Raw genomic sequence first — 17,941 nt, forward strand, 5'->3', positions numbered from 1 at the left:
CCTCAGTGCCCTGAATGCCTATTTACAGGCTGGTCAGACATTGCTGGCATACTGCTTTCTGTTTTTTCAGGATGGCGCATACGTTCCAGCGCGCCCGTAATATTGGCTTCGGAGTCAATGAGGAACAGACCACTGACCACCACGGTATCGCCTTCATTCAGGCCGGAGCCGATGCCGGACTGTTGTTGTGATTCATGCAGAACGTGGATCTGTTTCGGCACAAACTTGCCTTCATCATCAACAGTAATCACGCGCTGTTCTTTGCCGGTATCGATAACGGCCTGGCTTGGTATCAGCAGCATCTCCTGGCTCTTGGTATTGAGTTTCAGATAGGCATTCATGCCCGGCTTGAGAAACTCATCCTTATTAGAAACCTGGAGACGGACCTGAAGCGTACGGGTTGTCTGATCCACGCTGGGAAGAATGTTCCATTTTTCGACATGGAATGTTTTATCCGGATAAGCCGGTACCGAAATTTCAAACTGCGACGTATCTTTCAGCAGATAGGCGATAGATTCCGGCACTGCAGCGCTGATCCAGACCGGGTCCATCCCCTGAATCTGAGCCACCACCTTATCTTTCGAAATATTCATGCCGGTGCGCAGGTCAAATGCAGTAATGACACCATCAATAGGTGCTTTAATGGTAAAACGGGTCTGGATTGTGCGGGTTGAACGCAGTCTTTGAATATCCTCTTCCGGCATACCAGCCAGACGAAGTCGCTCCAGAACCCCTTTTATCTGGGTTGGCGTACCGCCTGTACCGGATAGCAGCAGGAACTCACTTTGTGCCTCAACCCATTCAGGAATGGTGATATCGATAAGCGGAGTGCCTTTCTTCACATGATCGCCAGTAGTCAGGGGATACACTTTTTCGACGAAACCGTCAGAGCGCGCCTGCACAATGACAAACTGATATTCGTTGTAACTGACATTAGCCGGGATTGTCTGAGAATAATTCAGCATTCCTCGCGTGACTTTTTGCGTTTTTAATCCCAGATTCTGAACCTGGGTTGGATCGATACGGATCCCGCCATTGCTTTTATCGCCACTTTCATCAGCATATTTTGGCACAAGGTCCATATCCATAAAGGGAGATTTTCCGGGTTTATCAAATTTGGTATCCGGTTTCATCGGGTCATACCAGAAAAGTACCTTTTTCTCCGGTGCCTTTTGTTCTGTTTGTACTGTTTTTTGTGATGAGTTTACATACTGCCAGGCAGTAACCGATATCAGCCCTCCTGCTAGGAGGCTGCTGATAATTATTGCAGCATATTTTATCTTTAAAGAAGCCATACAATTTCTCGCTGAAAAATCAAAACACCTGGCATATGCGCCCGATCATTCATTCACAGTAATCCCTTAATGAATGTTCAGGCGCACTGGATGTATTCGCTCCGGACAGTCAATCAGGATTGCGTAACGTTAATGCTTTTGAGTAAGGAGATATTGCCCTGCTGAATAAACGAGAAATCGACATGGTTGCCGGTTTTCAGGGCATTGATAGCGTCGTCTGCATTAACAAAAGTGAAGCGCATGGTCATTGCAGGCCAGCCCACCGCAGGGATTGCTTCGTGCGAAATGGTGATCTTTTTACTATTCATATCAATGTCTTTAACGACACCGGTGCCCTTGATAACCTGCTGTACCGAAGCATCACTGGCAGCATTCATATCGCCATGCTGATGTGTTTCAGCATGAAGACCGGCAGAAAACATGACAGAGAAGGCACCAAATAAAACAGCTTTAAGTGAATTACGCATTTTTAATTTCCTGATTAATTAATTAAATAAATTTATTCTACCCAACCGCCACCCAGCGCAGTAAACAGATTAATTTCGTTAACCTGTCGGGAATAGGTAAGATCGAGAATGGTTTGCTGCGTAGCGAAGAGGGAACGTTCTGCATCCAGCACTTCGATGTAACTGACAGCACCACTTGCATACAATCCTCTGGCTCGCTGGAGAGTTATCTGAAGTGAATCAAGATAACGCTGCTGTGACTCAAGTTGCTGGCTAAGGCTGTCGCGCAGCGCAAACGTGTCGGAAACATCCTTAAAGGCGGACTGAATTTTTTGTTCGTAATTAACCACCGACTGTTGCTGGCGAATTTCTGCCAGTTTGAGATTGGCTTTGTTCCTGCCGGCATTAAAAACAGGAATGTCAATTTTAGGGATAAAATTCCACATTCCGCTTCCTGGCGTGAAGAGACTGGACAGCTCCGTACTGCTTGCGGAAAGGCCACTGGTCAGGGTAATGGACGGGAAAAAGGCCGCCCGCGCTGCGCCAATATTCGCATCAGCCGCTTTCAGCTGGTATTCCGCCTCCATAATATCCGGTCGCTGCAGCAAAATTTGTGACGACAGGTTTGATGGCAGTTTAACTGGCGCGATCTCACCGCCTTTCATCCCTTTTTCTGGCGGCAGTGCACGGTACGTTCCCAGCACCAGTTGCAGGGCATTGTTTGCCTGAGCCAGATCGCCTTCTCGTTTGGCTATCTCAGCGCGGGTACTTTCGATTTGTCCCCTGGCCTGTTCAAGCGCCAGCACATTCGTACTCCCGGTCACGAGCTGTTGCTCAACGAAAGCATAGGACTGTTGATAATTTTTCAGCGTTTCCCGCGCAATACCAAGTTGTTCGTACGCCAGTTGCTGGCTGAAATAGCTTTGTGAAACGTTGGATACCAGCAGGATGTGTACGGCCCGACGGGCTTCTTCGCTGGCAAAGTAGTTCTGGCGATCAGCATCACTCATGTTCTTAAGTTTGCCGAAAAAATCGAGCTCATAACTGAACTCCAGACCTGCGTCGTACTCCTGTGTGGTCGGCTTGTCACCTTTCAGACCACCGCTGTATGTGATCCCGGATGAGGCATTCAGCTGGGGATAACGATCTGCATCCGTGACGTTGAACTGGGCCCGGGCCTCTTCAACCTTCAGTGCAGCCATTCTCAAATCACGGTTATTAGTCAGGGCTTCAGTAATCAGCCGGGTGACCTGGGGATCGACAAAAAAGTTACGCCAGCCCGTATCCTGATAGCCATTCACCGCTGGCGTCAGGCTGTTACGGGACAGTGAAAACTGCTGGGGTACCGGTGCTGCCGGACGCTGATATTCAGGCGCCAGAGAGACACAACCAGCCAGAATGAAGATTGTGCTGATGCTGAGTAGTTTTAATTTGAACATATTGCTTCTCGTCCAGGCAGACCTGGTAAATGGTTCAAATGAAGTTCAGAGTATTACCAGGGTTACTTTACAGAATGCACTCTGTTTGTCGGGTGACAGAATAATGACAATGTTGTCATTTTTACGGTAATTCGTTGATTACGATCGTGTGCGCAATAGAATGACATTAGCAGCCAGACGGGGAGCAAGATGAAAATATTGATCGTCGAAGACGAAATTAAAACAGGTGAATATCTCAGCAAAGGGCTTACAGAGGCAGGGTTCGTAGTGGATCACGCTGATAATGGTCTTACCGGATATCATCTCGCCATGACAGCCGAGTATGATTTAGTCATTCTGGACATAATGCTGCCTGATGTGAACGGCTGGGATATCATCCGCATGCTGCGCACTGCCGGAAAGGGTATGCCGGTCTTACTACTGACGGCCCTCGGCACGATCGAACACAGGGTCAAAGGACTGGAACTGGGTGCGGACGATTATCTGGTTAAACCCTTTGCGTTTGCCGAACTGCTGGCCCGGGTGAGAACCCTTCTGAGGCGGGGAAACACGATGATCACGGAAAGCCAGTTTAGGGTGGCTGATCTCTCGATGGATCTCGTATCCAGAAAAGTCAGTCGCGCCGGAAACCGCATTGTGCTCACCAGTAAAGAGTTCAGCCTGCTGGAATTTTTCATTCGCCATCAGGGCGAGGTTCTTCCCCGTTCCCTGATTGCCTCTCAGGTCTGGGACATGAATTTTGACAGCGACACTAACGCGATTGATGTCGCCGTAAAGCGACTCCGCGCTAAAATAGACAACGATTACGGGACAAAGCTGATCCAGACTGTCCGGGGCGTGGGCTATATGCTGGAGGCCCCGGATGCATAGCAAACCTTCCAGGCGCCCTTTCTCACTCGCCCTGCGGCTGACCTTTTTTATCAGCCTGTCCACGATACTGGCTTTTATCGCCTTCACCTGGTTTATGCTGCATTCTGTTGAAAATCATTTTGCCGAGCAGGATGTCAGCGATCTTCAACAAATCAGCACTACCCTGAACCGTATACTGCAGTCCCCGGTGGATCCGGATGAAAAAAAAGTAAGCAAAATAAAGGAGTCGATTGCCAGCTACCGCAACGTTGCCCTTTTGCTCCTCAATCCCAGGGGGGAAGTGCTCTTTAGTTCAGCGCAGGGGGCGGCACTACACCCGGCCGTGAATTCCGCAGATTTTAGCGAGCACAGCCGCGCACGGGATGTCTTTCTCTGGACGGTGGAGGATCCTGCGAGACCGATGGATACCGGGTCTGAAATGAAGATGGAAACATACCGGATTATCGCCTCCTCTGGCCAGGCGATATTTCAGGGCAAACAGCAGAATTATGTCATGCTGACTGGCCTCTCCATTAATTTCCATCTCCATTACCTCGATGCGCTGAAAAAAAATCTGATTGCGATCGCCGTCGTGATAAGCCTGCTGATTGTTCTGATCATTCGCATCGCTGTCCGTCAGGGGCACCTGCCCCTTCGTAATGTCAGCAATGCCATTAAAAACATCACCTCCGAGAATCTTGATGCGCGGCTGGAACCGACACGCGTTCCCATTGAGCTGGAGCAACTGGTTATCTCGTTCAATCATATGATTGGAAAGATTGAGGACGTCTTTAACCGCCAGGCCAATTTCTCTGCCGATATCGCGCATGAGATCAGAACGCCCATCACCAATCTGGTGACGCAGACTGAAATCGCACTGAGTCAGGATCGAACCCAGAAGGAACTTGAGGATGTCCTCTACTCCAGTCTTGAAGAGTATAACCGGATGACCAAAATGGTCAGCGACATGCTGTTTCTGGCACAGGCGGACAATAACCAGCTTATACCTGACAGGGTCCGTTTTGACCTCAGAGCAGAAGTCATGAAAGTCTTCGAGTTTTTCGAAGCCTGGGCCGAAGAACGCAATATCACGCTCAAATTTAACGGGATGCCCTGCCTGGTTGAGGGAGATCCACAAATGTTCAGAAGGGCGATCAATAATCTGTTATCCAATGCCCTGCGTTATACCCCGGAGGGACAGGCAATCACCGTCTCAATAAGAGAGCAGGAGAGCTTTTTTTACCTTGTGATTGAAAATCCGGGGAAACCAATCCCTGAAGAGCATTTATCAAGGCTGTTTGACCGTTTTTATCGGGTAGATCCGTCCAGACAACGAAAAGGAGAAGGCAGCGGCATCGGCCTTGCGATTGTGAAGTCCATCGTGGAAGCACATCACGGAAGAGTGCAGGTGGAATCGGACGTACGTTCAACTCGTTTTATCCTATCCGTGCCCAGACTGGAGAAAATGATTCCGGAAACCCAGTACTGAGAATAAAGATTTAAATGACAAAGATGTCATTAGCCTGTCATGCAGCAAACTGAAGCCATTCGATATAATTAGTGCAACTTATCAGGAAGGCATTATTACTTCATCCATACACGGCATCAGCACAAGCCAGGAATTGTATTAAAGCCTCATCCCGGCGGAATAAGGTCTGTAGAGTTGTCAGTTGTACTACTGAGGACACAGATCGAAATTCACGGACATCACTAATTCAGAAATGGAGAGTTACCATGAAAAATATCGTCTTAGCATCAGTGTTAGGTTTGAGCTTAATTTCTACGGCCTGGGCCACTGAAACCGTAAATATCCATGAGCGTGTCAATAATGCTCAGGCTCCGGCCCATCAGATGCAGTCTTCTTCAACTCCAGCCGCCATCCAGGGGGCAGCCCCACGGATGGCCGGTATGGATCAGCATGAACAGGCTATTATTGTTCATGAAACCATGAACAATAGTTCAGCAGATGCACATAAAAAAATGGCGGAAAGTCATCAGAAGATGATGGGAACTGGCACCGTTAACGCTTCCCGTCCGGCGACTTCGTTTGCGGCGATGAATGAACATGAAAGAGCAGCTGTTGCCCATGAATTTACGAATAACGGTCAGTCCGGCCCCCATCAGGCTATGGCTGATGCACACCGCCGCATGATCAATGCGGGCTGATGACAACTGAAGTTTCCGTGCGGTTACCCTTTCCTTGATAGATTGTCCCTTATACGGATATGTTGTTATTTTTTGCCCCCTTCAGGGGGCTTTTTTGTCTGACTCAGCTAAACTTATCCGGTAACCATCTGAAAGGGTTTATTAAAATTTAAAATAGCGGCTTGACTGTACCACAGTGGCAAGCATTAGCTTGTGTCATGAACACACCACAGGAGAGAAACACCATGAAATTCCATATCGCTGACATGACATGTGGCCACTGCGTTAGCATGGTCACCAAAGCCATCCTCACAGCAGATGGTGATGCAAAAATACAGACTAACCTGACCGACAAAACGCTGCAGCTCAGCACGGAACTGAGCTCTGCAGAGGTAATGGAGGTCTTAACAGAGGCGGGATATCCGGCGACAGAAGTCAAAGCCAGCTGCTGTAATCCGGCGAACAGCTGCCACAGCGCCTAAGGAAAAAGCCACCGTAAGGTGGCTTCTACATGCAACGGATTTTGCTGCGTGTTTGACGAAGTAACGGGGGCTATAGCGTTTGGTTCACTGCTGACGATGACCGGGCGCTTTGTTGCTGCCTAAACCACCGCTTAATACCAGCTGCAGCGCTTCGGCCGGTTTCATATCAACATTACGGGTACAGCTACGCGGTACGATAACGGTGTAACCGCCAACGTTGTAGGCCATCGGAATAAATACCGCAATTTGATCGTCCTGCATCAGCGCCGACATGCGATCATCACTCTGACCGCCTTGTTTGGTAATAATGCCAATCAGTTCAATATCTGAGGGTGGCAGTATTAGGCCATAAACCGCCAAACAGCAACATGACAGCAAGATTACAACTTTGTCATGTTCAGGTCATGCTGCTGACAGTTTCGTCCTCTACAATGCTACGCATATAGAGAGTATTGGAGGTTGCAGATGATAAAGACTAACACCATGATGCCGGTATCGGTTTCACGGCGCCGGTTTGTGCAGGGGCTGGCGGTGGGCGGCGTGCTGGCCACTTTTCCGCATATCGTCAGGGCGGGTAGCGCCTTTAAAGATAATGCCTTTACCGGCTATGCCACTGAGCTCAGCGGTAACGTGATTGATTTAACCATCGGCGAAGCGCTGGTGAATTTTACCGGCATGGTCCGTAAAGCCACCACCATCAACGGCTCGATTCCGGCACCGACGTTACGGTTGCGAGAAGGCGATGACGTGACCATACGGGTAACCAATACCTTATCTGTGCCCAGTTCAATTCACTGGCACGGTATCATTCTGCCGTACCAGATGGACGGCGTACCCGGCATGAGCTTCAGAGGCATTATGCCCGGCGAAACCTTTGTCTATCGTTTTACGTTAAAGCAAAGCGGCACGTACTGGTATCACTCGCACAGTGGCTTTCAGGAAATGACCGGCATGTATGGCGCGCTGATCATTGAACCCAAAGCGCAGGATGTAATTGCCGCCGATCGCGAATATGTGGTGCAGCTGTCAGACTGGACCGATGAAGATCCACATACGGTGTTTCGCAAATTAAAAGTGCAAAGTGATTTGTACAATTTTAATCAGCCAACAGTGCAGGACATGCTGCGCGATATCACTGACAGAGGGCTGGACGCGGCGCTGGCAAAACGGCAGATGTGGCAGCAAATGCGCATGAATCCAACCGATTTAGCGGATTTGTCAGCCGCTGTCTTTACCTTCTTAATGAATGGCAGCACACCGCTGGCCAACTGGCGCGGTTTATTTAAGCGCGGTGAGCGCGTGCGGCTGCGGTTTATCAATGGCTCCAGCAACAGCTTTTTTGATGTGCGTATTCCCGAGCTGAAAATGACCGTGGTGCAGGCTGACGGCCAGAATGTGCACCCGGTGACGGTGGATGAATTCCGCTTTGGCCCGGGCGAAACCTATGATGTTATCGTGTCGCCACAAGCGGATGCATACACCATTTTCGCCCAGAGTATGGACCGCAGTGGCTATGCCCGCGGTACCCTGGCCGTGGCCGAGGGCTTGCACGCCCCGGTGCCGGCACTGGATCCGGTGGAGTGGCTGACGATGGCTGACATGATGGGTAATATGAACCATGGCGCAAGCGACAGCCACAGCCACGGCCACAGCGCGATGGCGCACGGCAATGGCGCGGAAGATCATAGCCAGCATGGTGCTATGGCTATCGATCACAGTCAGCATGGCCCGGCGGTGCCTTATGCCAAAGCCAGTTCAACTGTGCGTCATGCCAGCACCGAGTATGGCCCGTCGGTGGATATGCGGGTGGATATGCCAAGAACCAACCTGGACGATCCGGGCATTGGTTTGCGCAATACCGGGCGGCGCGCGCTGACCCTGGCCGATTTACATTCGCTGGACGGTATTATTGAGCCGGGCGGCCCGGAGGCGGAAATTGAGCTGCATCTGACCGGCAATATGGAGCGCTACACCTGGTCATTCGATGGCTTAGAGTTCAGTAAAAGCACACCGGTGCATATGAAGCACAATCAGCGTATCCGGGTGATCTTGCAAAACGACACCATGATGACCCACCCGATGCATTTGCACGGTATGTGGAGTGATCTGGAAAGTGACAACGGTGCCGTACAGGTACGCCGCCATACCATTCCGGTGCAACCGGCGCAGCGCATCAGCTTTTTAACCACGCCGCATGATGTCGGGCGCTGGGCCTGGCATTGTCATTTATTGTTCCATATGGATGCGGGTATGTTCAGAGAAGTGGTGGTGTCATGAAAACAGCCAACGTAACGCTAACCTTGTCGCTGCTGGCGCTGGCTTGTACTGTGGCGCTCAGCCCTGGCGTGGCAGCGCAGAACGCCACTGAGAAACCGCCGGTACCAACGCACAGTGGCATGGACCACAGCAAAATGGACCACGGCAAAATGGATCATAGCAAGATGAACCACGCTGAGCAGGCGGTTGACCATAGCCAGACGAACCCTAGTGACATGGATCACAGTCAGATGGATCATAGCGGCATGGACCACAGTAAAATGGGCCACGCTGAGCAGGCCGTAGACCATAGCCAGATGGACCACAGCGAAGTGGACCATAGCAAAATGGATCATACCGAGATGAACCATAGTGAAATGACCCATGCTGAGCTGGCCGTGGATCACAGCAGTATGGATCACAGCACGATGAACCATGCCGATATGCAGGTGCAAGGCGGTAAGGCGCCGGCTAATGCCCGCGATCCACATGCCTACTCCAACGGCTACACCCTGACTGACGGGCCCTATGGCATGGCCGATTCACGCCTTTTAAAGCACGGCGTTGAACATCCACAGTGGTCCGTGCTGGGCGATCGGCTGGAATACAATGCCGACAGTGAAGCTGGCGAACTGGAGCTGCAAGCCTGGTATGGTACGACCTATGATCGGTTGGTGCTGAAAACCGAAGCTGAAGTCAGTGACGGCAAGCTGGAAGAGAGCAGCACCGAGCTGTTATGGAGCCACGCGATAGCAGCCTATTGGGATGGTCAGCTTGGGCTGCGCCTGGATCAGGTTGCCGATGGCACCAACCGGCAGTGGTTAGCATTGGGTGTGCAGGGTTTGGCGCCGTACTGGTTTGAAGTTGATGTCACGGCTTATCTGGGCACTGGTGGTCGCACCGCGTTAAGTGCCGAAGCGGAATATGAGCTGCTGTTAACGCAGCGCCTGATCCTGCAGGCCCGGGCGGAGCTGACAGCCTATGGCAAAGACGATGAGGTCAATCAGCTGGGTAAAGGCCTGTCTTCACTGGGGGCAGGGCTTCGGCTGCGCTATGAATTCTCCCGCCAGTTCGCACCCTATGTCGGGGTAGAGTGGCATAACAAATATGGTAACACGGCAGATTTTGCCCGCCTGCAGGATGCATCGACAGCAGAAACATCCTGGGTTGCCGGTGTGCGTTTCTGGTTTTAATAGATCAGGGTTTTAATAAATAAGGTGATCAACATGAAAAAATTAATCCCGCTGCTTACTCTGCTCTGTTTGGCGTTTGCCGGGCCTGTGCTGGCGCATGTTAAACAAAGCGGCTCGGTGCCGGCGGATAACGCCATGCTAATGAAGGCACCGGATGTACTCAGTATCAGCTTTAGTGGCCCGATCCGGCTGACGAAAGTCACGCTGTTGCACGATAACGGTAACACTGTCGATTTTGGCTTTACGCCCACCGCTGTCGCCACGCAGTTTAGCTGGCCGTTGCCAGTGCTGGAGATCGGTAGTTATCAGGTTAACTGGGTAGGTTTGGGCGAAGACGTTCATAAAATGAAAGGTGATTTCAGTTTTATGCTCCACGCCGGCGCTGACGCCGGGGTGAAAGCTGATAGCGCGCACGCGCATCAGCACTAGATGGCTGGAGATTGGCGATGTTTAGCGATACCTGGGTATTAGCCTTATTCGCCCACAAGCTGCTGAGTTATTTAGCGGTTAGCGGCAGTATTGGTGCGGCGTTTTTGCTGCAGTTGCCGGCGCTGGCTCAGCCACCGTCTGATAGCCTTGCCTTTCGGCTGTGGTTAAAACGCCTTGTACTGGGGTGGTCGGCCGCAGGTATGGTGCTGGCGTTACTGTATCTGCCGCTGCAGGCTGGTGCGCTGGCCGAAACAGGCGTAGCTGGCATGGCCGACAGGCTGATGCTGCAGATGGTTTGGCAATCGGCAATGCGCACCCAGCTGCTATTACTGTTATGCGGGTTTGCGACGCTGTCGCTTTGGGCCTGGCGCTTTAGCCACAGTGGTAAAGCGGGTAGCATTGCGCTGGTGAGTATCGCCGCCTTATTGCTGGCTGCCAGCTTTAGTCAAACCGGCCACGTGGCCAGTTTGACATGGACATGGCAGCTATTACTGACATTGCATGTACTGGCCATTTCGGCCTGGGTAGGTTCGTTGCTGCCGCTGTGGCAAAGCTGTTACCGCTTAGCCCCGGATAGGTTACTGGCACTGATGCAGCAGTTTGGCCGCGTAGCGGTAATTGTGGTGTTAGTGCTTATCAGCTGTGGCGTGCTGATCTTACTGCAGCTACTCGATTCGCCTGCAGCGCTGTTTGTAACCGACTATGGTCGTTTAATGCTGTTAAAGCTGATGTTGGTCGCGGCCATGTTACTGCTGGCAGCCTGGCATAAATTTAATCTGGTGAAAGCGTTGGCGCAGCATCAGAACAGCCGGTTGCTGGCAAGATCTATTTTTATCGAAATGCTGTTGGCGTTATTGGTACTGGTAACCTGCAGCAGCTTTACCACTGTAGTTGGCTTAGCAAGATAAGTCAGCTTTATCCAAATAATGACAACAGGATACCTATGATATTAAGCAAAAAAATCCAAACCTTAGCTGTTATCACCTTAGGCATGGCGTTGTTGTCATCCGCTGGTGCGCTGGCACATGGCAATGAAAAGCCTAACCCCCCTGCCTTGTTTGTCGGCGAAAATACAGCGCCAGCGCAAGCGGTAAAAGCATTTCATCAGGCGTTACGATCTGGCGATGCCGCTGCTGCTCGCGCCATGCTGGCCGATGACGTGCTGATTGTCGAAGGCAACGGTGTTGAGCGCTCGGCTGATGAGTATGCCAGCCATCATATGCTGGCCGATATGAAGTTTATGGCGGCAGTGCAATCTGAAACGTTAGAGCATAAGACCAAGGTGCTGGGCAATGTGGCTTATTCGGTAAGCCGCACTCAGCTGACAGGCGACTATAAAGACAAGCCGGTTGACGTGGTCAGTAAAGAAACGCTGGTGCTGGTAGATAACGGCGACGGTTGGAAGATCGTGCATGTGCACTGGTCGCACTAAGGCAACAGCGGGAGAGCACTATGAAGTTAACTCTGATAGCGGCAATGCTGGCAGCCACTGCGCTATTGGCTGGTTGTAAAGACGCCGGCCCGGCTAAACCGGAAACTACAGCTTTGTCCGACAGTGCTGGCAATGCGGCAGCACTAACCCTCACGGTATACAAAACGCCAAGCTGCGGTTGCTGTAAAAAGTGGGTATTGCACCTTGAACAGCAGGGAGTGGTTGCACACACGAAAAATTATGATGATTTAAGTGGCATTAAAGCCCGCTACGGTATCTCACCACAGTATTATTCCTGTCACACCGCCGTATCGGAGCAGGGCTATGCTTTTGAAGGCCATATCCCTGCTAAATACATCCGGCAATTCCTCGCTGAGTCGCATCCGGATGCGATTGGCCTGAGTGTACCGGCGATGCCGCTCGGCTCACCGGGCATGGAGGTCGAAGACCGCTTTATGCCGTACGACATTCTGCTGCTAAACAAAGATGGCAGCGCCAGCGTCTACGCCCACATCAGCGATGCTTCGATGCAGTAGCCAATAATAGGCGCTTAAAAAAACACCACTTTTAAAGTGGTGTTTTTTTATTGAAGCACGATAATGTCAGCCGGGTTTCGCCAGTTGCTGCAAGATATGGCAATGTGGGCTGCCATCGCCCCGGCAGCTGTCGGCCAGCGCCGTCAGCACCTGCTGCATATGCTGCAGCTCGGCAATTTTGCCGGCAATTTCATCCAGGTGTTGCTGAGCCAGCTGTTTTACCACCCGGCTTTCACGCTGTGGGTCTTGCCATAATGCCAGCAGCGACTGGATATCGTGTAACGAAAACCCCAGGTTGCGTGCCTGACGAATAAACCGTAGCTGGTTAATTTGCTCACTGTTGTAAAGCCGGTAACCGGCATCAGTGCGTGGTGATTTTCTCAGCAAACCGGATTGCTCATAGTGCCGGATCATTTTGACGCTTAAGCCACTCTCTTTTGCCGCATCACCAATGGTCAGTAAGGTCGCCATTTGCTGCTCCTTGTTAAAAAGACATGCGTTGCAAACGCAGGGCATTGGTTACCACCAGCACACTGCTACAGGCCATCGCTGCGCCGGCAATCACCGGGTTTAAAAAGCCCAGCGCCGCCAGCGGTATACCGATAGTATTGAAGGCAAAGGCCCAGAACAGATTTTGCTGAATATTACGGTAGGTTGCACTGGCGAGCAGCAGTGCTGTCGCAACCAGTTCCGGGTCGCCACGCATCAGCGTAAATGCAGACGCACTGACCGCAACATCGGTACCTGTTGCCATCGCGATACCTAAATCAGCTTGAGCCAAAGCAGGGGCATCATTAATGCCATCGCCCACCATCGCTACTTTATAGCCTTGCTGCTGATAGGCCGCTACGGCTTGTGCTTTACCCTGCGGCAGCACTTCGGCGTTAAAGTTATCCAGCCCCAGCTCTTTGGCAACATACTCGGCGCTGGCCGCTGAATCACCCGTTAACATGGCAACCTGAATACCGGCAGCTTGTAATTTATGTACCGCATTTTTTGCCTGGGCTTTGGCTTTATCGGCAAAACACAGCAAACCGAGTAATGTCGTGCCCTGAGCAGTTTTCTCTGCCAGCCAGGATACCGAGGCGCCCGGCACTGCGATAAGGTCTTGCGGTAATGTCAGCCCCATCTCTCTCATCCAGCTACCTGAGCCCAGCATTACCGCACGGCCTTTGACGTTAGCTTTCACGCCTTTTCCGGCCACTACAGCAAAATCCGATACTGCCAATAAATCGACATTGTGGTTGATAGCATAGCTAACAATTGCTTTGGCCAGTGGGTGTTCGCTGTACTGTGATAACGCATAGGCCAGTGCGGCCAACTCAGTTTCGTTGTTAAGCGCATTCAGCTGCGTTAATACGGGTTTACCCTCGGTGAGGGTGCCGGTTTTATCAAACACCACATAATCAATTTTTGTCGCCTGCTCCAGCGCGACAGCATCTTTCACCAAAATACCCTGGCGCGCCGCTGTGCCGGTACCGGCCATAATGGCCGCCGGAGTGGCCAGACCCAAAGCACAGGGACAGGCTATAACCAATACCGCTACTGCATTAAGAATACCTTGCTGCCAATCGGCAAACGCCAGACCCCAAATCAGCACGGTGGCTAAGGCGACCAGTAATACTACCGGTACAAAGATACTGCTTATCTTATCCACCAGGGCTTGCACTGGTGCTTTCGCGCCCTGAGCCTGCTCTACCAGGCGGATAATTTTTGACAAGGTGGATTCTGCACCTAAGGCGCTGGCCTCGAACTCCAGCCGACCATCGAGATTAACCGAGCCGCCCGTCACTTTATCGCCAGAGGTTTTATGCAGCGGCACACTTTCGCCGCTGATTAGTGCCTCATCCACGTGGCTGCTGCCCTCTGTCACTATGCCGTCGGCCGGTATCCGTTCTCCTGGCAGCACCTGAATGCGATCACCTTTGAGCAGCTCAGCCGCTGCAATACTGTGCCAGCTATTATTGCGCCAGACCCTTGCTGATGTCGGTTTTAAGTTTTCCAGTGCTTGCAGCGCATCGGTCGTACGCCGCTTGGCGCGTTTCTCCAGTAACTTACCCAGCAGTACCAGGGTTAATACTGCCGCGCCACTTTCAAAGTACAGGTGTGGTGCGCCATGATGCCCATCAAAGCTGTACCACAGATAGAGCGATAAGCCATAAGCGGCACTGGTACCCATTGATACCAGCAGGTCCATATTGCCGGTGCCCGCTTTCAGTGCATGCCAGCCGGCTTTGTAAAAGCGCGCGCCAAAGTAAAATTGTACCGGTGTTGCTAACAGCCATTGCCACAAGGCAGGCAACATCCAGTCGGCACCGAACAGCATGCCCACCATCGGCAATACTAACGGCAGGGTGAGTAAGGCAGCACCGATCACTGGCCAGCTGTCACGCTGATAAAAACGTCGTGGTTGAGCAGGGGAATTTTGAGCCTCAGGCGAAGCCTGGCTGAGGATCAGCTCATACCCGGCATCGGCAACGGCCTGTTTCAGGGCGCGGTCTTCTGTGGCGGGTAACAGGGTCAGGCTTACCTGCTCTGTAGCCAGGTTTACTGAAGCGCTTAGCACACCAGACACCTTTAACAGGCTTTTTTCCACCCGGCCGGCGCAAGACGCACAGGTCATACCCTTTACCGCAAGTTGTATTGTTGCTGCCATATCCGTAACTCCGGGTTGAGAAATGTTATCAGGCATAACAAGGCTAAACCTTACCATTATGGCAAGGTCAAACAACTTTCAAAAAAATGAAGCTCAGTAAAGTAGGTATGGCCACACTGTTTGCCTTGTTTGGTTCACAACAGGTTTATGCGCAACAGGCGCAAGCAACAGAGCAAGACGAAGCGACAATAGAAAAAATTGAAGTTACAGGCTCACGCCTCAAAGGCGTGGATATGGAAGGCGCAAACCCGCTGCAAATTTTCAGCCGGGACGATTTAGCGAAAAAAGGCTATGACAGCGTCAGTGCTTTTTTACGGGACCTGCCACAGGCCTCCAGTGCCGGTACTTTTACAGAAAACGGTGGCGTAGCCGGCAATGACGGCACACCCGCAGGGGCAGCCGGCGTGAGCTTACGCGGTTTAGGTTCAAGTTCTACTTTGGTGCTGGTCAATGGCCGCCGGGTAGCAGTGGATTCGTTTACCTACGGCTTTGGTTCTTTTGTGAACGTCAATGCCATTCCGATGTCTGCATTGGAGCGTGTTGAAATTCTGACGGACGGTGCATCCTCTGTCTATGGTTCAGACGCCATAGCCGGCGTGATTAACTTCATCCTGCGCAAAGACTACGAGGGTCACGAACTTAGCGCCTTCTACGGTGACGATACGGCAAGCGGAGACTTCAGCAAGTACAATCTGACCTACACGGGTGGCTTTAGTACAGACAACAGCAATACCACGGTAGTGATCGACTACTTTGACAAAAACGCTTTGTTTAATACCGACCGTCCTATCGATGTTACGTTCACCTCCTCGACCCGCGTGAGTATAGACGGTAGTGATTACGCGGAGCCCTGGTGTGGCACAGCAACCAGTAATGGCGGAACACGCTGCAGTTATGACTATGTCAGCGAACGGGCTATTCAGCCAGACAGCAAAGCTGTTGGTGCAACCATCAACCATATTTATCGTTTAGGGAATGAACGGGAGTTCTTTGCAGAGGCTATGCTGCAACAAAATACAGGCTCAGCGTACGATTCTGCCGCAGCTTTTGATGTGCGGGTTGATGGTGATGCCAGCTTTGTGCCGCAATGGGCCAGAGATCTGGATGCCGAAGATGGGGAGGTCAATCAAATCCGTATTCGCTCACGTTTTCCTGAGCGCCGTATTCAGGACTACGATAGTCAAAGCTACCGTTTATTAGCAGGTTTACGTGGCGAGTTAGGCGAGTGGTCATGGGAAACTGCAGCCACCTATGGCAAAACGGATAACGAAATTACCCATGTTTCAGGGTATATGGGTATAGATAAAGTGGCCGATGCGCTGGCAGATGGCAGCTTTAATCCATTTAATTTAGGCCGCGATAATTCAGACTCAGTCATTGCTGGTTTACGTGAAATCGCGCCTCGGCTCGGTGAATCTGACGTCTACTCTGTCGACTTTAATTTCTCTGGTACTTTATTTGCAGAGATCAGCGCTGTATTTGGCGGTGAATTCCGAGGCGAGGAGATCTCAGATAATCCAGCAGAAGTGGCCCAAAGTGGCGGTATTTTTGCACTGGGAGCCAGTGACGCCGCAGCAGATCGGACTCAGTATGCGTTTTACAATGAGCTTAATATTCCGCTGACCGAAAAACTCGATGCCATTGCCGCGCTGCGTTATGACCACTACAGCGATTTTGGCGGCGACATCAATCCTAAATTATCTTTGCGTTACCGCCTGACTGATGACCTGATTTTACGTAGCTCCTGGAGTACTGGTTTCCGCGCCCCTTCGCTATCACAACTGGGTGCTGGTACTTCATTAACAGCCAACTACATCGACTGTGGTGCTGACCAACCATTTAACGCACTTTGCGGCGACTTTGGTGGCACAGCGGGCGAGCTGGAATTGGATCAGGAAACCTTAGGTAATAAAAATCTGGACGCCGAGAGTTCAGAAGCCATCAATATTGGCGCGTCGTGGAATCTGACAGAAGACTTACAGTTTACTATCGACTACTGGAAATACAGTCACGAAGATATAGTCGATGTGGATGCGAATACCACCTTAGGTGCTTGTGTCGCAGGCACAGCACCAGTGGTCAGCGACGAAGCTGATTTAAATGGTGAGTTTGGTTGTGTGATAGATGGCGGCAATGATTTAGTCTTCCTGCGCACCGGCTTCTTTAACGTCGGTAGTCAGGAAACCGATGGTGTTGACTTTAAACTGAACTATAAGCTGACGACCAGTAATGCCGGTGAATTCAAATTCAATCTGGCCGGTACCCGTACTTTATCGTACGAGCGCCAGGTCACGCAGGACAGCCCAGCTGAAGATTTATTGGGTAAACTCAGTGGAGCTGCAGAAATTGCCCGCCCTGAATTCGTTGCCGATGCCGGTACTGAATGGCGTTTAGAGAACTGGAATGCCAGCTTAGGCGCACATTACATCAGCTCCTTAGGCGATGGCGACTTTAAGTTTGATAACGAGACAGTGGACTCGTGGCTGACGTACAACGCCAGTGTCGGATATGACATTACGGCAAATCAGGCTGTATTGCTCAGTGTCCGTAACCTGACGGACAAAGAACCGCCTTACGCATCCTCACCTACTAACGGCTACGCCAGCTCAGTCCACGACTGGTTAGGTCGCAACTGGACCTTACGTTATTCAGTAAAATTCTAAGCTTTCTTCTACCTGAATGAAGTTGGGGCCTGAGTCTTCTCAGAGCCCCTTTTTTTGGTATTTATCGCAAAGTTTTACAGAAAAAACAGAAGACTAGGTTTCATCCTTCAGCTTCCGTAT

General features: G+C 51.2%; 17 protein-coding genes. 11 read left to right on the forward strand and 6 right to left on the reverse strand.

The genetic code is table 11. The annotated features are described in order from the left end of the window. Window positions 1-2 precede the first annotated feature (2 nt). The 3 genes from silB to silC form a co-directional block, all read right to left on the reverse strand. Window positions 3-1,295, reverse strand: coding sequence for a Cu(+)/Ag(+) efflux RND transporter periplasmic adaptor subunit SilB (silB, locus tag ACFO3I_RS18325; protein WP_011711635.1), 1,293 nt, complete (start codon window positions 1,293-1,295; stop codon window positions 3-5). Window positions 1,296-1,408: 113 nt separating this feature from the next. Next, window positions 1,409-1,762 carry a cation efflux system protein CusF gene (cusF, locus tag ACFO3I_RS18330; RefSeq protein ID WP_001246153.1) on the reverse strand — a complete coding sequence of 118 codons (354 nt, stop codon included), beginning with the start codon at window positions 1,760-1,762 and terminating at the stop codon, window positions 1,409-1,411. Window positions 1,763-1,794: 32 nt separating this feature from the next. Continuing rightward, on the reverse strand, window positions 1,795-3,180 hold the full coding sequence (gene silC, locus ACFO3I_RS18335) for a Cu(+)/Ag(+) efflux RND transporter outer membrane channel SilC (protein ID WP_377336565.1): 1,386 nt from the start codon (window positions 3,178-3,180) through the stop codon (window positions 1,795-1,797). Window positions 3,181-3,369: 189 nt separating this feature from the next. On the opposite strand from silC, the gene silR reads away from it, so the two are divergent. The 4 genes from silR to ACFO3I_RS18355 all read left to right on the forward strand — a co-directional run bounded on the left by silR (window position 3,370) and on the right by ACFO3I_RS18355 (window position 6,656). Further along, complete coding sequence (silR, locus tag ACFO3I_RS18340) at window positions 3,370-4,050, forward strand: copper/silver response regulator transcription factor SilR (protein ID WP_032433715.1); 681 nt, start codon at window positions 3,370-3,372, stop codon at window positions 4,048-4,050. Further along, complete coding sequence (gene silS / locus ACFO3I_RS18345) at window positions 4,043-5,518, forward strand: copper/silver sensor histidine kinase SilS (protein ID WP_377336568.1); 1,476 nt, start codon at window positions 4,043-4,045, stop codon at window positions 5,516-5,518. Before silR ends, silS begins: the two co-directional genes overlap by 8 nt. Window positions 5,519-5,763: 245 nt before the next feature. After that, window positions 5,764-6,195, forward strand: a complete 432-nt coding sequence (silE, locus tag ACFO3I_RS18350; RefSeq protein ID WP_053263389.1) for a silver-binding protein SilE — start codon at window positions 5,764-5,766, stop codon at window positions 6,193-6,195. A 224-nt stretch (window positions 6,196-6,419) separates the two neighbouring features. Next, window positions 6,420-6,656 carry a heavy-metal-associated domain-containing protein gene (locus ACFO3I_RS18355; RefSeq protein WP_326002284.1) on the forward strand — a complete coding sequence of 79 codons (237 nt, stop codon included), beginning with the start codon at window positions 6,420-6,422 and terminating at the stop codon, window positions 6,654-6,656. 84 nt (window positions 6,657-6,740) lie between these two features. On the opposite strand, the gene ACFO3I_RS18360 is transcribed toward ACFO3I_RS18355, so the two are convergent. Further along, on the reverse strand, window positions 6,741-7,016 hold the full coding sequence (locus tag ACFO3I_RS18360) for a DUF502 domain-containing protein (RefSeq protein ID WP_377336572.1): 276 nt from the start codon (window positions 7,014-7,016) through the stop codon (window positions 6,741-6,743). A 105-nt stretch (window positions 7,017-7,121) separates the two neighbouring features. Here ACFO3I_RS18360 and ACFO3I_RS18365 point away from each other — a divergent pair, with 105 nt between their 5' ends. Genes ACFO3I_RS18365 through ACFO3I_RS18390 form a run of 6 tightly spaced genes read left to right on the forward strand, consistent with a single transcriptional unit; the run spans window position 7,122 to window position 12,502 of the window. Next, window positions 7,122-8,933 carry a copper resistance system multicopper oxidase gene (locus tag ACFO3I_RS18365; protein ID WP_377336574.1) on the forward strand — a complete coding sequence of 604 codons (1,812 nt, stop codon included), beginning with the start codon at window positions 7,122-7,124 and terminating at the stop codon, window positions 8,931-8,933. Further along, a complete protein-coding gene (locus ACFO3I_RS18370; protein ID WP_377336576.1) occupies window positions 8,930-10,105 on the forward strand; it encodes a copper resistance protein B in 1,176 nt (391 codons plus the stop codon). Before ACFO3I_RS18365 ends, ACFO3I_RS18370 begins: the two co-directional genes overlap by 4 nt. A 33-nt stretch (window positions 10,106-10,138) precedes the next feature. Next, window positions 10,139-10,534, forward strand: coding sequence for a copper resistance CopC family protein (locus ACFO3I_RS18375; protein ID WP_377336578.1), 396 nt, complete (start codon window positions 10,139-10,141; stop codon window positions 10,532-10,534). Between the two features lie 17 nt (window positions 10,535-10,551). Beyond that, a complete protein-coding gene (locus ACFO3I_RS18380) occupies window positions 10,552-11,442 on the forward strand; it encodes a CopD family protein (protein WP_377336580.1) in 891 nt (296 codons plus the stop codon). A gap of 35 nt (window positions 11,443-11,477) precedes the next feature. Beyond that, the gene (locus ACFO3I_RS18385; RefSeq protein ID WP_377336582.1) at window positions 11,478-11,966 is read left to right on the forward strand and encodes a YybH family protein; all 489 of its coding nucleotides are present in this window, start codon (window positions 11,478-11,480) and stop codon (window positions 11,964-11,966) included. Between the two features lie 20 nt (window positions 11,967-11,986). Continuing rightward, a complete protein-coding gene (locus tag ACFO3I_RS18390) occupies window positions 11,987-12,502 on the forward strand; it encodes a DUF411 domain-containing protein (RefSeq protein WP_215398801.1) in 516 nt (171 codons plus the stop codon). A gap of 66 nt (window positions 12,503-12,568) precedes the next feature. Here ACFO3I_RS18390 and cueR read toward each other — a convergent pair whose 3' ends face one another. Together cueR and ACFO3I_RS18400 are read right to left on the reverse strand one after the other, a co-directional pair. Continuing rightward, entirely contained in the window at window positions 12,569-12,973 is a 405-nt protein-coding gene (gene cueR / locus ACFO3I_RS18395; RefSeq protein ID WP_377336584.1) for a Cu(I)-responsive transcriptional regulator, read from the reverse strand. Between the two features lie 13 nt (window positions 12,974-12,986). Further along, window positions 12,987-15,158 carry a heavy metal translocating P-type ATPase gene (locus ACFO3I_RS18400; RefSeq protein ID WP_215398799.1) on the reverse strand — a complete coding sequence of 724 codons (2,172 nt, stop codon included), beginning with the start codon at window positions 15,156-15,158 and terminating at the stop codon, window positions 12,987-12,989. A gap of 107 nt (window positions 15,159-15,265) precedes the next feature. Between ACFO3I_RS18400 and ACFO3I_RS18405 the strand changes: the two genes are divergently transcribed. Next, entirely contained in the window at window positions 15,266-17,821 is a 2,556-nt protein-coding gene (locus ACFO3I_RS18405) for a TonB-dependent receptor plug domain-containing protein (RefSeq protein ID WP_377336587.1), read from the forward strand. Window positions 17,822-17,941: the final 120 nt, after the last annotated feature.

The organism is Rheinheimera marina (assembly GCF_042654345.1).
In the GTDB taxonomy this organism is placed as follows: domain Bacteria; phylum Pseudomonadota; class Gammaproteobacteria; order Enterobacterales; family Alteromonadaceae; genus Pararheinheimera; species Pararheinheimera marina.

Excerpts from the sequence above, each read along its gene's own strand:
- silB (WP_011711635.1), bottom strand. The coding sequence starts at position 1,295 with ATGGCTTCTTTAAAGATAAAATATGCTGCAATAATTATCAGCAGCCTC.
- cusF (WP_001246153.1), bottom strand. The coding sequence starts at position 1,762 with ATGCGTAATTCACTTAAAGCTGTTTTATTTGGTGCCTTCTCTGTCATG.
- silC (WP_377336565.1), bottom strand. The coding sequence starts at position 3,180 with ATGTTCAAATTAAAACTACTCAGCATCAGCACAATCTTCATTCTGGCT.
- silR (WP_032433715.1), top strand. The coding sequence starts at position 3,370 with ATGAAAATATTGATCGTCGAAGACGAAATTAAAACAGGTGAATATCTC.
- silS (WP_377336568.1), top strand. The coding sequence starts at position 4,043 with ATGCATAGCAAACCTTCCAGGCGCCCTTTCTCACTCGCCCTGCGGCTG.
- silE (WP_053263389.1), top strand. The coding sequence starts at position 5,764 with ATGAAAAATATCGTCTTAGCATCAGTGTTAGGTTTGAGCTTAATTTCT.
- ACFO3I_RS18355 (WP_326002284.1), top strand. The coding sequence starts at position 6,420 with ATGAAATTCCATATCGCTGACATGACATGTGGCCACTGCGTTAGCATG.
- ACFO3I_RS18365 (WP_377336574.1), top strand. The coding sequence starts at position 7,122 with ATGATAAAGACTAACACCATGATGCCGGTATCGGTTTCACGGCGCCGG.
- ACFO3I_RS18370 (WP_377336576.1), top strand. The coding sequence starts at position 8,930 with ATGAAAACAGCCAACGTAACGCTAACCTTGTCGCTGCTGGCGCTGGCT.
- ACFO3I_RS18375 (WP_377336578.1), top strand. The coding sequence starts at position 10,139 with ATGAAAAAATTAATCCCGCTGCTTACTCTGCTCTGTTTGGCGTTTGCC.
- ACFO3I_RS18380 (WP_377336580.1), top strand. The coding sequence starts at position 10,552 with ATGTTTAGCGATACCTGGGTATTAGCCTTATTCGCCCACAAGCTGCTG.
- ACFO3I_RS18385 (WP_377336582.1), top strand. The coding sequence starts at position 11,478 with ATGATATTAAGCAAAAAAATCCAAACCTTAGCTGTTATCACCTTAGGC.
- ACFO3I_RS18390 (WP_215398801.1), top strand. The coding sequence starts at position 11,987 with ATGAAGTTAACTCTGATAGCGGCAATGCTGGCAGCCACTGCGCTATTG.
- cueR (WP_377336584.1), bottom strand. The coding sequence starts at position 12,973 with ATGGCGACCTTACTGACCATTGGTGATGCGGCAAAAGAGAGTGGCTTA.
- ACFO3I_RS18400 (WP_215398799.1), bottom strand. The coding sequence starts at position 15,158 with ATGGCAGCAACAATACAACTTGCGGTAAAGGGTATGACCTGTGCGTCT.
- ACFO3I_RS18405 (WP_377336587.1), top strand. The coding sequence starts at position 15,266 with ATGGCCACACTGTTTGCCTTGTTTGGTTCACAACAGGTTTATGCGCAA.